This is a genomic window from Streptomyces sp. NPDC101165, from assembly GCF_044768135.1.
Taxonomy (GTDB): domain Bacteria; phylum Actinomycetota; class Actinomycetes; order Streptomycetales; family Streptomycetaceae; genus Streptomyces.
The window spans coordinates 22,548-36,092 of sequence record NZ_JBIWPG010000013.1; the positions used below are offsets into that span (position 1 = coordinate 22,548).

11 protein-coding genes are annotated in these 13,545 nt (G+C 69.4%); 6 read left to right on the forward strand and 5 right to left on the reverse strand.

Annotated features, from left to right (window positions below):
- Nucleotides 1-301 precede the first annotated feature (301 nt).
- From ACIRVH_RS27255 to ACIRVH_RS27270, 4 genes are all read left to right on the forward strand, one after another.
- On the forward strand, nucleotides 302-1,000 hold the full coding sequence (locus tag ACIRVH_RS27255; protein WP_403958050.1) for a class I SAM-dependent methyltransferase: 699 nt from the start codon (nucleotides 302-304) through the stop codon (nucleotides 998-1,000).
- Nucleotides 1,001-1,063: 63 nt separating this feature from the next.
- Nucleotides 1,064-2,449 carry a DoxX family protein gene (locus tag ACIRVH_RS27260; RefSeq protein ID WP_403958052.1) on the forward strand — a complete coding sequence of 462 codons (1,386 nt, stop codon included), beginning with the start codon at nucleotides 1,064-1,066 and terminating at the stop codon, nucleotides 2,447-2,449.
- Nucleotides 2,450-2,633: 184 nt separating this feature from the next.
- On the forward strand, nucleotides 2,634-5,012 hold the full coding sequence (locus tag ACIRVH_RS27265) for an ATP-binding cassette domain-containing protein (protein ID WP_403958055.1): 2,379 nt from the start codon (nucleotides 2,634-2,636) through the stop codon (nucleotides 5,010-5,012).
- An 81-nt stretch (nucleotides 5,013-5,093) separates the two neighbouring features.
- A complete protein-coding gene (locus ACIRVH_RS27270) occupies nucleotides 5,094-6,032 on the forward strand; it encodes an FAD-dependent oxidoreductase (RefSeq protein WP_403958058.1) in 939 nt (312 codons plus the stop codon).
- Nucleotides 6,033-6,117: 85 nt separating this feature from the next.
- Here ACIRVH_RS27270 and ACIRVH_RS27275 read toward each other — a convergent pair whose 3' ends face one another.
- Genes ACIRVH_RS27275 through ACIRVH_RS27290 form a run of 4 tightly spaced genes read right to left on the reverse strand, consistent with a single transcriptional unit; the run spans nucleotide 6,118 to nucleotide 9,611 of the window.
- A complete protein-coding gene (locus ACIRVH_RS27275; RefSeq protein WP_403958060.1) occupies nucleotides 6,118-6,450 on the reverse strand; it encodes an antibiotic biosynthesis monooxygenase family protein in 333 nt (110 codons plus the stop codon).
- A complete protein-coding gene (locus ACIRVH_RS27280; protein WP_403958063.1) occupies nucleotides 6,441-7,820 on the reverse strand; it encodes an FAD-dependent oxidoreductase in 1,380 nt (459 codons plus the stop codon). The genes ACIRVH_RS27275 and ACIRVH_RS27280 overlap by 10 nt, the downstream gene beginning before the upstream one ends.
- Nucleotides 7,807-8,895: an isocitrate/isopropylmalate dehydrogenase family protein gene (locus tag ACIRVH_RS27285; RefSeq protein ID WP_403958066.1), complete on the reverse strand. Its 1,089-nt coding sequence runs from the start codon at nucleotides 8,893-8,895 to the stop codon at nucleotides 7,807-7,809. The genes ACIRVH_RS27280 and ACIRVH_RS27285 overlap by 14 nt, the downstream gene beginning before the upstream one ends.
- Entirely contained in the window at nucleotides 8,892-9,611 is a 720-nt protein-coding gene (locus ACIRVH_RS27290) for a thioesterase II family protein (RefSeq protein WP_403958070.1), read from the reverse strand. Before ACIRVH_RS27290 ends, ACIRVH_RS27285 begins: the two co-directional genes overlap by 4 nt.
- Before the next feature lie 180 nt (nucleotides 9,612-9,791).
- On the opposite strand from ACIRVH_RS27290, the gene ACIRVH_RS27295 reads away from it, so the two are divergent.
- Together ACIRVH_RS27295 and ACIRVH_RS27300 are read left to right on the forward strand one after the other, a co-directional pair.
- Entirely contained in the window at nucleotides 9,792-10,997 is a 1,206-nt protein-coding gene (locus ACIRVH_RS27295) for a cytochrome P450 (RefSeq protein ID WP_403958073.1), read from the forward strand.
- A gap of 13 nt (nucleotides 10,998-11,010) precedes the next feature.
- Nucleotides 11,011-12,594, forward strand: coding sequence for a (2,3-dihydroxybenzoyl)adenylate synthase (locus tag ACIRVH_RS27300; protein WP_403958076.1), 1,584 nt, complete (start codon nucleotides 11,011-11,013; stop codon nucleotides 12,592-12,594).
- A 78-nt stretch (nucleotides 12,595-12,672) separates the two neighbouring features.
- Here the strand turns inward: ACIRVH_RS27300 and ACIRVH_RS27305 are convergent, their stop codons facing one another.
- A complete protein-coding gene (locus ACIRVH_RS27305; RefSeq protein ID WP_403958565.1) occupies nucleotides 12,673-13,416 on the reverse strand; it encodes a tryptophan 2,3-dioxygenase in 744 nt (247 codons plus the stop codon).
- Between the last annotated feature and the right edge of the window lie 129 nt (nucleotides 13,417-13,545).

Genomic DNA, 13,545 nt, shown 5'->3' on the forward strand with positions numbered 1-13,545 from the left:
TAAATGTGGTATCCAGATCAGCGGCCAGTCGCTGTGCCTGATCGTCGTCGTCGCTCTGAGGTGGATCAACCGACGTGAAAGATGTCGGCCAGAAACCCAACCAGACCCGGACGTAGGGCCCGCAGTCGGCTGGAACGACCTGATCAGGACGGCATTCGCCGCACCGTGGCGTCGACGGCTCCGGGAAGGACGGTGGCCGGCGAGGGCCCGTCGGGCGGTCCATCGGGCGGGGTCCGTCGGGCTTTGACAGAAGTCGGCAAGAGATCGAAAGCGGAACCGTGGACGGCGCAATCATGGCCGCATGACTGAACCCGCTTCCCAGCCCGACGGAATCGACGCGCTGACCCATGTCTTCGACGCCGTCTACCGCGGCGAGAGCCCGTTCGGCAAGCGTCCGCCCTGGGACATCGGCGGGCCGCAGCCGGCCTTCGTCGCACTCGAGGAAGCGGGACTCATCAGCGGTGCGGTGCTCGACGCGGGCTGCGGCACCGGCGAGGACATACTCCATCTGGCGAGCAGGGGCTACACGGTGACGGGGCTCGACCTGTCGTCCGAGGCGGTCGCCATCGCGCGGGGCAAGGCCGAGGAGCGCGGACTCGACGCCACCTTCGCCGTCGCCAACGCCCTCGAACTCGTCGGCTACGACGGGCGTTTCGACACCGTCGTCGACTGCGGCCTCGCCCATACCTTCGACGCCGACAGGCTGCGGACCTACGCGGCGGCGCTGCACCGCGTCTGCCGCCCGGGGGCACGCGTGCATGTACTGGAGGTCAGCGATCGCGGGGCCGCGCAGATGCAGGCGCGGCTCGCCGAGGTGATCGAGGGGATTCCGGCGTCGGAGCCGCCCGGCCCCAAGCGGACCGCCGACGACCTGCGCCGGGGCTTCGCCGACGGCTGGACCGTCGAGTCCGTCACCGACACGACCATGTACGGGATCCTCCCGTCCGCGTCGGAACCGCTCGAACTGCCCGCCTGGCTGGGCCGATTCCGCCGCAGCTGACCCGGTTCCATCGACCGGGAACAGTCCGAACCGCGCATCCGGCCCGTGTGAAGGTGATGACTCATGAAGGCACGCGCAGGCAAGCTGCTACGGCTCCTGGCATCCTCACAGCCCAACCGGGCGGCCAGACGCAGGAGCCCGCGGACGGGCACCCCGCCGAACGCGTCGCAGTGGAGCGGTGTCGCCCGGGGCGCCTTCCGGTTCGCCTTCGTCTACGCGGGGTCCTACTGCCTGACGACACCCCAGATCTTCCTGACGTTGCGGGGTGGCGGACTGGGGCACAAGCAGGAGGCGGCCGACGCCTGGGCGAAACTCTGGTCGATGCGTCCGGTGCGGAAGTGGGTGGCGGCTCACGTATTCGACAAGGAATTGGGCGAACGCTTCGACGGCGGCGACGACCTGAACGCGTGGGTGGGGCAGTTCACCTGGCTGCTGGGCGCCGCCGCGGCAACACCGATCTGGTCGCTGCTTGACCGGCGCCGGACGAACTACGAGACGCTGGACTCGTGGTTCCGGCCGGTCGTCCGGTTCTGTCTCGCGGGGCAGATGTTCTCCTACGGTGCCGCCAAAGCCATTCCTTTGCAGTTCCATATGCCACTCACCAAACTCGTCGAACCGTTCGGCAATTTCAGCCCCATGAGCGTGCTCTGGGCGCAGACAGGTTCCTCCAAGCCGTACCAAGTCCTGCTGGGCTGCGCGGAAATCGCCGGCGGACTGCTGCTGATCGTGCCGCGTACGGCGACACTGGGTGCACTGCTGTGCGCGATGGAACTGACCCAGGTGTTCCTTCTGAACATGACGTTCGACGTCCCGGTGAAAATCCATTCGTTCCATCTGCTCCTGCTGAGTCTGGTGCTGCTGGCACCGGAGTCGGCGCGCCTGGCCGAAGCCTTTTTGTCGGACCGGACGGTCCGCCCGTCGTCCCGGCAGGAGCTGTTCCGCACGCCCGGCGCGAACCGGATCGCCGCGGCCGCGCAGGTCGCGGCGGGTCTGTGGCTGCTGCGCGCACAGCTGCGCAACGACTGGTCGGTCTGGAAGACATACGGCGGCGGACGGGAAAAGCCCGAACTGTACGGCATCTGGAACGTGGAGGAATTCACGGTCGACGGTGAGCGACAGCCGCCGCTGACGACCGACGGACAACGATGGCATCGCGTCGTTTTCGACTCCGCCGACGCCGTCACCATCCAGCGCATGGACGATTCTCTCGACGGCGGCTACGTCGCGGCGGTCGACCTGGACAGCCATTCGATGAGCCTGCTCAATATCGCCGACCCGAAGTGGAACGCGACTTTCGCACTGCAGCGTCCCGCCGACGACGAGCTGACTCTGGAAGGCGAAGTCGACGGCTCCCTGCTTCGGATACGACTGCACCGACTGGATCTCGCCACATTTCCTCTCGTCGACCGCGGTTTCCACTGGGTGCAGGACAACTCGTACATGGCGTAAGGGTGGCGTGGTAGCTTCGTGCCGCAGTAGCGGTATCCGATGACCTCAGTTGACACATTTCTCACAACAACGGCATTCCGGCGTTCGTGCCGACGCGCAACGTGTCCGGCGAACGAGGTCACCATCAGCTCGATTCGGGCCCTACGACGACGGCGTGCCGTGGCCAACACCTGGGAGGGACGCCATGACCGCCGGCACGAGGACGGACTTAGAGTCGTCTGCGCTGCACGCTGCCGACAGCCACGATCTGATCCGCGTGCACGGTGCGCGTGAGAACAACCTCAAGAACGTCGACGTCGAGATCCCCAAGCGCCGGCTGACCGTGTTCACCGGTGTCTCCGGCTCGGGCAAGAGCTCGCTGGTGTTCGACACGATCGCCGCGGAGTCGCAACGGCTGATCAACGAGACCTACAGCGCCTTCATCCAGGGCTTCATGCCCACACTGGCGCGCCCCGAGGTCGACGTCCTCGACGGGCTGACGACCGCGATCATCGTCGACCAGCAGCCGATGGGCACCAGTCCCCGCTCCACGGTCGGCACCGCCACCGACGCGGGCGCGCTGCTGCGCATCCTGTTCAGCCGGCTCGCCAAGCCGTACATCGGCTCGCAGAAGGCGTTCGCCTTCAACGTCGCCACCGCCGACGCGTCGGGCACGCTGGTGGTGAACGGGAAGAAGATCGAGAAGGGCTTCAGTGTCGTCGGCGGCATGTGTCTGCGCTGCGAGGGCATGGGCTCCGTCACCGACATCGATCCGGCCCGGCTCTACGACGACTCCAAGTCGCTGGCCGACGGCGCGATCACCGTCCCCGGCTGGAAGCCCGACGGCTGGGTGGTGCAGTCGTTCACCGAGTCGGGCTTCCTCGACCCGTACAAGCCGATCCGCGACTACACCGACCAGGAGCGGGACGACTTCCTGCACCGGGACCCGGTCAAGGTCAAGGTCAAGGGGATCAACACCACCTACGAGGGCCTGCTCGCGCGGGTCCGGAAGTCGTTCCTGACCAAGGACAAGGAAGCCCTGCAGCCGCACATCCGCGCCTTCGTGGAGCGGGCGGTGACGTTCTCCGTCTGTCCGGAGTGCGACGGCACCCGGCTCAGCACGCTGACCCGGTCCTCGAAGATCGACGGCGTCAGCATCGCCGACGCCTGCATGATGCAGATCAGCGATCTGGCCGCATGGATCCGCGCCATCGACGACCCGTCGGTCGCGACGCTGCTGAAGGTTCTCGACGAGACCCTCAGCTCGTTCGTCTCCATCGGGCTGGGCTACCTCTCGCTCGACCGGGCGTCGGGCACGCTCTCGGGCGGTGAGGCACAGCGCGTCAAGATGGTCCGCCATCTCGGCTCCGCGCTCACCGACGTCACCTACGTCTTCGACGAGCCCACGGTCGGTCTGCACCCGCACGACATCCAGCGCATGAACGAGCTGCTGCTCCGGCTGCGCGACAAGGGCAACACCGTGCTCGTCGTGGAGCACAAGCCGGAGACGATCCTGATCGCCGACCACGTGGTCGACATCGGTCCGAAGGCCGGTACGGGCGGCGGCCAGGTGGTCTTCGAGGGCACCGTCGAAGCGCTGCGGACCAGCGGCACCGTCACCGGACGGCACCTGGACGACCGGGCCTCGGTCAAGCCGTCGGTGCGCAGGGCGTCCGGTGTGCTGGAGGTGCGCGGCGCGGCGACCCACAACCTGCGGGACGTCGACGTGGACATCCCGCTCGGCGTCCTCACCGTGCTCACCGGCGTCGCGGGCTCGGGCAAGAGTTCCCTCATCCACGGTTCCGTGGCCGGGCGGGACGGCGTGGTGACGGTGGACCAGTCGCCCATCAAGGGTTCCCGGCGCAGCAACCCGGCGACCTTCACCGGAATGCTCGAACCGATCCGCAAGGCGTTCGCCAAGGCCAACGGCGTCAAGCCGGCGCTGTTCAGCCCCAACTCCGAGGGCGCCTGCCCCCACTGCAAGGGCGCCGGCGTCATCTACACCGACCTGGCGATCATGGCCGGTGTCGCCACCACCTGCGAGGAGTGCGAGGGGAAGCGGTTCCAGGAGTCGGTGCTCAGGTACCGCCTCGGCGGCCGGGACATCAGCGAGGTGTTCGCGATGCCGGTGGTCGAGGCCGAGGAGTTCTTCCGCACCGGTGAGGCGCGTACGCCGGCCGCGCACTCCGTCCTGACCCGGCTGGGCGACGTCGGGCTGGGCTACCTCAGTCTCGGCCAGCCGCTCACCACCCTGTCCGGCGGCGAGCGGCAGCGCCTCAAGCTGGCCACCAACATGGCCGGTACGGGAAACATCTACATCCTCGACGAGCCGACCAGCGGCCTGCACCTCGCCGACGTCGAGCAACTCCTCGCCCTGCTCGACCGGTTGGTCGACTCCGGCAAGTCGGTCATCGTCGTCGAGCACCACCAGGCCGTCATGGCGCACGCCGACTGGATCATCGACCTCGGCCCCGGCGCCGGTCACGACGGCGGCCGGATCGTCTTCGAGGGCACCCCCGCCGACCTGGTCGCCGCCCGCTCGACCCTCACCGGCGAGCATCTGGCGGAGTACGTCGGCGGCTGAGCAGCCCCTCGCCTTGTGCGGCCCCGTCCCGGCAGAACCGGGACGGGGCCCGGCCAAGTTCCCGACGGAAGGTACCGACGCATGTCCTCGAACAGCGAAACCGAAACGGTCGTCGTAGGGGCCGGCCCGGCCGGGCTCACGGCGGCGCTCGCCCTGGCCAGGTACCGCCGTCGCGTGGTCCTCGTGGACAGTCGGCGCGCGCCGCGGAACAGCGCGTCGGGAGGCGTCCACGGGCATGTCGGTCTGGACGGCGCCACTCCCGCCGAGATCCGCTCGCGCGCCTGGAAGGAACTCTCCCGGTACGCGACCGTGGAGCTTCGGGAAGCCGAGGTCGACAGCGTGCGCACCACGGACGACGGTCGCTTCCAGGTCGGACTCGACGACGGCGACACCGTCGAGGCTTCCTCCGTCCTGCTCGCCACCGGTGTCGTCGACAGCCATCCGGCGCAGGTGGACGGGTTCTCCGACTGCTGGGGCCGGAGCGTGATCCACTGCCCGTTCTGTCTCGGCGAGGAGAACGCCGACCGGCGCTGGGGCGTGGTCGTGGACAACGCGGAACTCGCCACGTTCTCCGCGGTGGCGTTCCGTGCGTGGAGCAGCGACACGGTCGCCATCTGCCGTGAGTCGATGCCGGGCCTGGAGAGCGCTCGCACCGCCGCGCAGAGCATGGGCGGTGACGTCGTCACGGGCACGATCAGCCGCCTGCTGCACCGTCAAGGGGTGCTGTACGCGGTCGAGTTCGACGACGGCCGCGTCCTGGAGCGGGAGACGCTGGTGTGGACGCCGACGCAGCGGCAACAGCCCGTCGTCGCACGGGCGGTGGACGAGCTGAAGCTGGCGGTCGACGACGCGGGCTACCTGAGCGTCGACGACACCCAGTGCACCGGCGTCCCGGGCCTGTACGCGGCCGGGGACCTGGCCTCCCGGTGGAAGCAGTCGTTCACCGCGGCGGCCGCGGCGGGTGCCACGGCGGCCGAGGCCATCCACGCATCGTCGATCATGAAGGCCGTCCGCGGCTGACCAGACGCACACCACGTCGTCGTGGGGGGGGGGGGGGGGCGCCCCCCCCCCCCCCCCCCACGACGACGTGCCGTGAGGTACGGCGCTACTGCGACTCGTCCGACGGCTTCTCCGGGGCCGTGTGCGCGCTGGTCCTGAGCACCTCGGCCACCATCAACTCGTAGGAGGAGTACCACCGTTCCCGGCCCAGCCGCTGCGCCACCTGGTGCTCGGGGTCGGAGCGCCACTGCTCCAGGGTCTCCGCGTTGCGCCACAGCACGACCGCGAGGCGCTCACCGTCCTCGCCGGTGTAGTGCTGGACGTCCACCAGGTCGGGCCCGGCGATGGCACGGACCCGCTGCCGCATCTCGTCCTCGGTGGCGTAGTAGTCCTCGCCCGCCTGATCGGTGAGCCGCGACTTGAACAGGATCACGAACATCCGGAGTCCTCCAGGGTGACTGTGTTCGGGTCAAGGGGCAGGCAGGCGCGCAGCCGGCTGTCGGGCGCCGTGACCAGCTCCGCGCCGTGCCGGCTGAGCAGGTTCTCCACGAGACGGTCCAGTCGCTGGTCGTTCCTCAGCACCGAGGCGTAGCTCTCCTCCGTGAAGGCGCACTGCTCGTACAGGGGCACGAAGCGGTCCGGGAAGAGGTCGACGAGACGCTTCCGCAGGACTCCCTTGCCGTGTGCGGTCTCCTCCTGCGGCGGGTTGGCCATGATGTGGTAGTGCTGGTACGAGAGGTGGGAGATCGCGGTGGCGTCCTCGATCCGTGACTTCTCGTAGGCGGCCAGGGCCGCCGTCCAGTCCGCGGTGGAGTCGAGGCAGTCGAGGAGCGTACGGGCGTCCTCGAAGCCGCAGTTCATCCCGTGCCCCATGAAGGGGGCCATCGCGTGACAGGCGTCCCCGAGCAGCGCCAGCCTGTCCCGCCAGACCCATCGGTCGCAGCGTACGACCGTGAGGGTGGAGACGGACTTGGTGGCGAGCTGTTCGGCGATGTCCCGGATGGCGGCGGTCGGTTCGGGGAAGCGGTCGGCGAACACCTCGTACAGCTCGTTGCCGCCGCCGACCGTCGCGTAGGACGGTGCGGGCCCTTCGAGACGCATGAACAGGGAGCCGGAGTACTCCCCCGACGGCATGGGGAACGCGGCGAACAGTGCGTCGCCGGTCGGCCAGTAGTGCATGGTGCGGCTGTCGAGCCAGCCGCCCGGCACGTCGATCTCCTGATAAGCCAGCTCGAGATTGCGTACCTCGGCCGGTGCGGTGCGGGCGGTCAGTGCGGCACGGGCCGTGGAGTGCGCGCCGTCGCAGCCGAGGACGCGACGGCAGGTCAACCGCCGCTCACCGGGGGCGTCTTCCACCAGCACGGCCGGTTTGTCCAGGTCCACGGAGCGCACCCGCTGCCCGAAGCGGATGCTGACGCCGGGAGTCGCGTCGGCGGCGTCCAGCAGGATGTGGTGCAGCCGCTCGCGCTCCACCGACCAGATCGGCTGCCCGTCCCTGCTGTACGGGGTGACGTGGGAGCTGCCGTCGGGCAGGTGCGCGCAGCGCCCGTGCAGCGGGACGCATATCTCCCGCACCGTCCTGTCGAGACCCAGGTCGGACAGGACGCGCCAGCCGCGCGCGGACAGCATCACCGTGAGGGAGCGACCCTGTCCGCCGCCGGCGTGGCGCGGGTCCGCCCGCTTCTCCAGGATCGTGACCGGACCGAACCGGGGGGCGAGGTACATGGCCGTGACCACGCCGACCAGGCCGCCCCCCACGACGACGGTCTCCGGACTCCCCTCGGCGCGACCTCGGCTAGGCCCCCGCATGGCAGCGCCGTCCCCTCGTCCGGCCTTCGTCCGGCTGCCGCAGTTCCGCCAGGACCACAGCGGCCACCTCCTTCGTTCCCAGGGACCCGCCGAGGTCGGGGGTGACTCTTCCGGCCTCGATGGCGGCGGCGACCGCCCGGCGCACCGCGTCGGCCTCCTCGTCATGACCCAGGTGTTCGACCAGCAGCGCCGTGGAGAGAAGGGCGGCGAACGGATTGGCGACCCCGGTGCCCGCGATGTCGGGCGCGCTGCCGTGCACCGGCTCGAAGACCCCTTGCCCGGTCGTGGGGTTGAGGTTGGCCGACGCCGCGACGCCGAGGCCGCCGGCGAGGGCGGCGGTGAGATCGCTCAGGATGTCGCCGTACGAGTTGTTCGTGACGATGACGTCGAACGCGGTCGGGTCGGTCACCAACTTCATCGCGGCGGCGTCCACGTAGAGATGCGAGGTGTCGAACCGCGGGTGCCGTGCGACCGCCTCGTGCCAGCAGCGCTGCCACAACCGGCCGCCGTTGCGTACGGCGTTGGCCTTGTCCACCACGCACACCGACCGTCGTGCCACGGAGAAGGCGAAGTCCAGGATGCGCGACACGCCGTGGTGGGTGTTGAGGTCCACGTCGATGGCGATCTCCTGCGGGGACCCGGTGCGCGTGCTGCCGCCTACGCCGCTGTACAGCCCTTCGGTGTTCTCCCGGACGATCGCGCAGTCGATGCCGCGTCGGGTGCCGTCGCGCAGCGGGCTGAGCCGGTCGTGCCACAGCCGTACGGGGCGGTAGTTGACGTACAGGTCCAGCTCGGAGCGCAGTGTGGTCAGCACGCTCCGCACATAGGCGGTGTCGCCCAGCCGGGGATCCCCGACCGCGCCGAGCAGCGTCGCGTCGCTGCTCCGGATCCGGTCGATGTCGGCCTGGGACAGGGCACTTCCGGTGCTCAGGTACGTCTCCGCGTTCACCTGGTCGAGGACGTCCAGCCGCACACCGAGTGCGAGCACGTCGAGAACCGCCAGCGCGGGTTCGATCACCTCCGGCCCGATGCCGTCACCGGGAATGACGGTGATCCTTTTCGCATCACCGCTCATGCCCGGCCCTGGCACACGATGTCCGCCACCAGTTCCGCCACGTCGGTCGTCACGTGGAAGTGCCCGCCCGGTCGCGCACGCACCGTGAACTCACCGGAGGTGGCCTCCGCCCACTCCCCCAGCCGCGTCTCGTCCACCAGCGGGTCGCCCGCACCGTGATAGCAACGCACGGCGCACGACAGCGGCTTGGCGCCGGGGCGCGGCCGGTACTCCGCATGGGCCCGCAGGTCCGAACGCAGCGTCGGCAGCAGCAGTTCGCGCAGCTCGGCGTGCTCGGCGATCCCGGGTTCGATACCGCCCAGCCCCACCAGCGTCGACCAGAACTCGTCGTCGGGTGCCAGGTGGAGGTCTCCGTCCTCCACGCTTCCGGGCGGTTCGCAGGCGGAGACGCACAGCGTGCGCGGCTCCTCGCCCGCGTCCCGCAGGACCAGGGCGGTCTCGTAGGCCACCACCGCGCCCAGGCTGTGCCCGAAGAGCACGTAGTCGCGCGGGGGAAGCCGGAGCAGATCCGCCGCCGCGTGCCCGGCCATCGCGGCCACGTCGTCCACCAACGGCTCCCCGAACCGGTCACCGCGGCCGGGGTACTGGACGGCCATGAGCTCCACGCCGGGCGGCATCGCGGTGGACCATTCACCGAAGGCCGTCGCCGAACCCCCGGAATGCGGGAAGCACACCACACGAAGTCCGGGGCGTTCGACGGTGGTCAGAGAGCGCACCCAGCCCCGTTCCCGTATCCGGCTCATCATCTCCGCCTTTCTCGTCGGCCATCGGCTAACCCGTCCCGTCCCATGTTTTCCGCCGCGCACGAAATCACGGGATCCGCGAAAGATGTCGGCAAGACATCACGGGCGCCGTGGGGCCGGGGCATGACGATGCGGGGAAAAGGAGGATCCCGGATGAGCCCGTCGCTCGATCTCACCGACCCGGCCACCTTCGTCAGGAACGACCCCTACGAGTTCTGGCTCCGGGTACGCGGGGAGAGCCCCGTGTACTGGCATCCGGCCGCCGCGGAGCGACCCGGCTTCTGGGTCGTGGCCGGTTACGACGACGTCCTGTCCTGCTACGGCGACTGGAAGCGGCTGAGCTCCGCCCGCGGCAACGTCCTCGACGTGCTGCTGCGCGGGGGCGATTCGGCGGGCGGGAAGATGCTCGCCGTCTCCGACCGGCCCTGGCACCGGCATCTGCGCAACCTGATGCTCCGCGCCTTCTCGCCCCGGGTGCTCGGCGACGTGGTGCGCAAGGTCGAGGAGCGCGCGCAGGAGCTGATCAGCACCGTCACGGAGCTGGGCAGCTTCGACTTCGCCGCCGAGGTCGCCGAGCACATCCCGATGAACACCATCTGCGACCTGCTGTCCATTCCCGCGCAGGACCGCAAGCAGCTGCTCCTGTGGAGCAAGGAGGCCTTGGCGTCCGAGCATCAGCAGGGCGCCCGGCTGGACGCGCTGGAGGCACGCAACGAGATCGTGCTCTATCTGATGGAGCTGGGGTTCGAGCGCCGGGCGAAGCCGGGCGACGACGTGATCAGCATGATCGCCACCGCCGAGGTCGACGGCCGCCCGCTCACCCCGGAGGAGATCGCGCTCAACTGCTACAGCCTCCTCCTGGGCGGGGACGAGTCGTCGCGGATGACCGCGATCAGCTCGGTCCTCGCCTTCACCCGGTACCCCGACCAGTGGCGCGGGCTGTGCGAGGGGACGATCGGCCTCGACACCGCGGTGGAGGAGCTGCTGCGCTGGGCGACGCCGGGCATGCACTTCGCGCGCACGGCGCTGAGCGACTTCTGCCTCGGCGGGCAGCAGGTGCGCGCCGGGGACATCGTCACGTTCTGGAACACCTCGGCGAACAACGACGAGACGGTCTTCGCCGTGCCCCGGACCCTCGATCTGTCCCGCCGCCCCAACAAGCACCTCACCTTCGGCCACGGTCCGCACTTCTGCGTCGGTGCGGCGCTGGGCCGCGCCGAGCTGCGCGCGCTGCTGCAGGCGCTCGTCACGTCCGTACGGGACATCGAGCTGGACGGGGAGCCGCAGCGCATCTACTCCAACTTCCTGTACGGCTACGGCAGTCTCCCCGTCGCCTTCCAGTCGCGCTCCGCCTCCTGAAAGGGAACGCCTCATGCTCGACGGTTTCGTCCCCTGGCCCGACCGCGTCGCGGAGGAGTACCGCCGGCGGGGCATCTGGCTCGGCCGGCCGCTCGGTGACCTGCTGCACGAGTCCTGCCGGCGCCACGCCGACCGCGTGGCCGTGGTCTGCGACCGGCACAGGACGACCTACGCGGAGCTGTCCCGGCGGGCCGACCGGCTGGCGGGCGGCCTGATCGAACTGGGCATCAGGCCGCTCGACCGGGTGGTCGTCCACCTGCCCAACATCCCCGAGTTCGTCGTCCTGGTCTTCGCTCTGCTGCGGGCCGGAGCGATACCTGTCCTGGCGCTGCCCGGGCACCGCAAGTCCGAGATATCCCACCTGTGCGCCCACTCCGGAGCGGTGGCCTACGCCGTGAAGGACGAGTTCGGCGGGTTCGACTACCGCGACATCGCCCGGGAGATCCCCTCGGTCCGGCACGTCCTCGTCAGCGGCGACGCCCAGGAGTTCACGGCACTGGAGTCACTGGGCAGCGACGACGTCCCGCTGCCCCGCGTCGACCCGTCGGATCCGGCGCTGTTCCTCCTCTCCGGAGGCACCACCGGACTGCCGAAGCTGATCCCCCGGGGCCATGACGACTACGGCTACGTCATGCGGGCCACGGCGGAGGCGATGCACGTGGGCCGGGAGGTGGCCTACCTCGCCGTCAATCCGGTCGCGCACCAGGCGGCGCTCGCCTGCCCGGGGGTGTTCGGGAGCCTTCTGCTGGGCGGCAAGGCGGTCCTGACGTCGAGCGTGCGGCCCGACGAGGTGTTCGCGCTGATCCGTCGCGAGCACGTCACCGTGACCACGGTCGTGCCCTCCGTGCTACGGCTGTGGGCCGACGCCGGGCAGAAGCCCGACCTGTCGCACCTGCTCATTCAGGTCGGCAGCGCCCCGCTCGACCCGGCGCTCGCCCGTCGGGCGGGAGAAGTCCTCGGGTGCCGGATCATGCGCTGGTACGGCATCAGCGAGGGCCTGCTGACCCATACCAGGTTCGACGACCCGGACGACGTGATCACGGGTACGGACGGCCGGCCCATGTCGCGGGACGACGAGGTCCGGATCGTCGACGAGTCCCTGAACCCCGTGCCCGAGGGGGAGGCCGGCGAGATGATCGCGCGCGGCCCGTACACGATCCGCGGCTACTACCGGGCCCCCGAGGAGAACACCCGCTCGTTCACACCGGACGGGTTCTTCCGCACGGGCGACCTCGTCCGGCGCAGCCCGGAGGGCAACATCACGATCGTCGGACGGATCAAGGACGTCATCAACCGCGCCGGTGAGAAGGTCTCGGCGGAGGAGGTGGAGCGGCAGCTGCGCACCCACCCGTCCGTCCAGGACGCGGCCGTGGTCGGCGTGCCGGACACCGTGCTGGGCGAGCGGACGTACGCCTTCCTCGTGCTGACCGGGTCGGAGGTCCGCACATCGGCGATGAAGGAGTTCCTCCGGGGCTGCGGTCTGGCCACCTACAAGATTCCCGACCGGCTGGTCCCCCTCGACCGGTTGCCGCGCACCCCGATGGGCAAGGTGGACAAGAAGGCCCTGCGAGCGCTCGCCGTCTCGTCGGCGAGGTGAGGATGCCGTGACGGTGCGGATGCCTTGAACGTGCGGCAGGGCCCGTCGCCGAACGCGCCGGCCCTGCCGCCTGTGCCTCTACTCGCCGTGCCGTGCCTGCCACAGGGCGGGAAAAGAAGGCGTGAATATCGCTTTGCGAAGGAACTCAGCGCCAGCCGTTCCCCCCGTGCCGATCTTGTTTCCGATCATCCGCTGGACGAGAACGACATGCCGGTACTGCCATTCTTGAAAGGCCTGGTCGAGATCCACCAGGCCCTGGCAGATCTGTTCCACCACACCGTCGTCGCCGTGCAGGCCGTGCAATGCGGAGGGCAGGTCGTGGGACGAGTAACCCTTGGCGTCGAGATAGCCGAGGAACGCGTCGAAGAGGGTGGGCTCGTCGGCCCGCGCCTCGATGCGCGCCCGTTCCCGGCTGCCCTCGGGAAAGTGCTCGGCCGCCGTCCCGTCACGCCGTCCGAGCACCACCTCGATCTCACGGAACTGCGCCGAGTAGAAGCCGCTGCCCACCAACTGGTCGCGGAACGTGTCGAACTGGTCGGCGGTCATCGTCTCCAGCACGTCGATCTGCGCCGTCAGCGCCCGGAAGATCGCCCGAATCCGGCGCAGCGTCCGCAGGGCGGGGCCGCTGTCCGCCTTGCACAAGGTCACCTGGAGGGCGTCCAGTTCGTGGAGCAGCTCCTTGAACCACAACTCGTGCGACTGATGGACGACGACGAAGAGCAACTCGTCATGCTGTTCCGTGAGCGGCTTCTGAACGTCGAGCAACGTTTCGAGAACCAAGTAATCACGATAGCCGCAGTAGGCGGAATGGGAATTACTCATCACGGGTAGGGGCCTCCGCTCGCCGGGCGTTGACTCCCCTTGGTAACACGGTGAAACCGACCGAAGGTCAGAATCTGTCACCTCTCATTCAACGGGGCGGCTCACCGCCCTGGCAGGCCATCATGATGG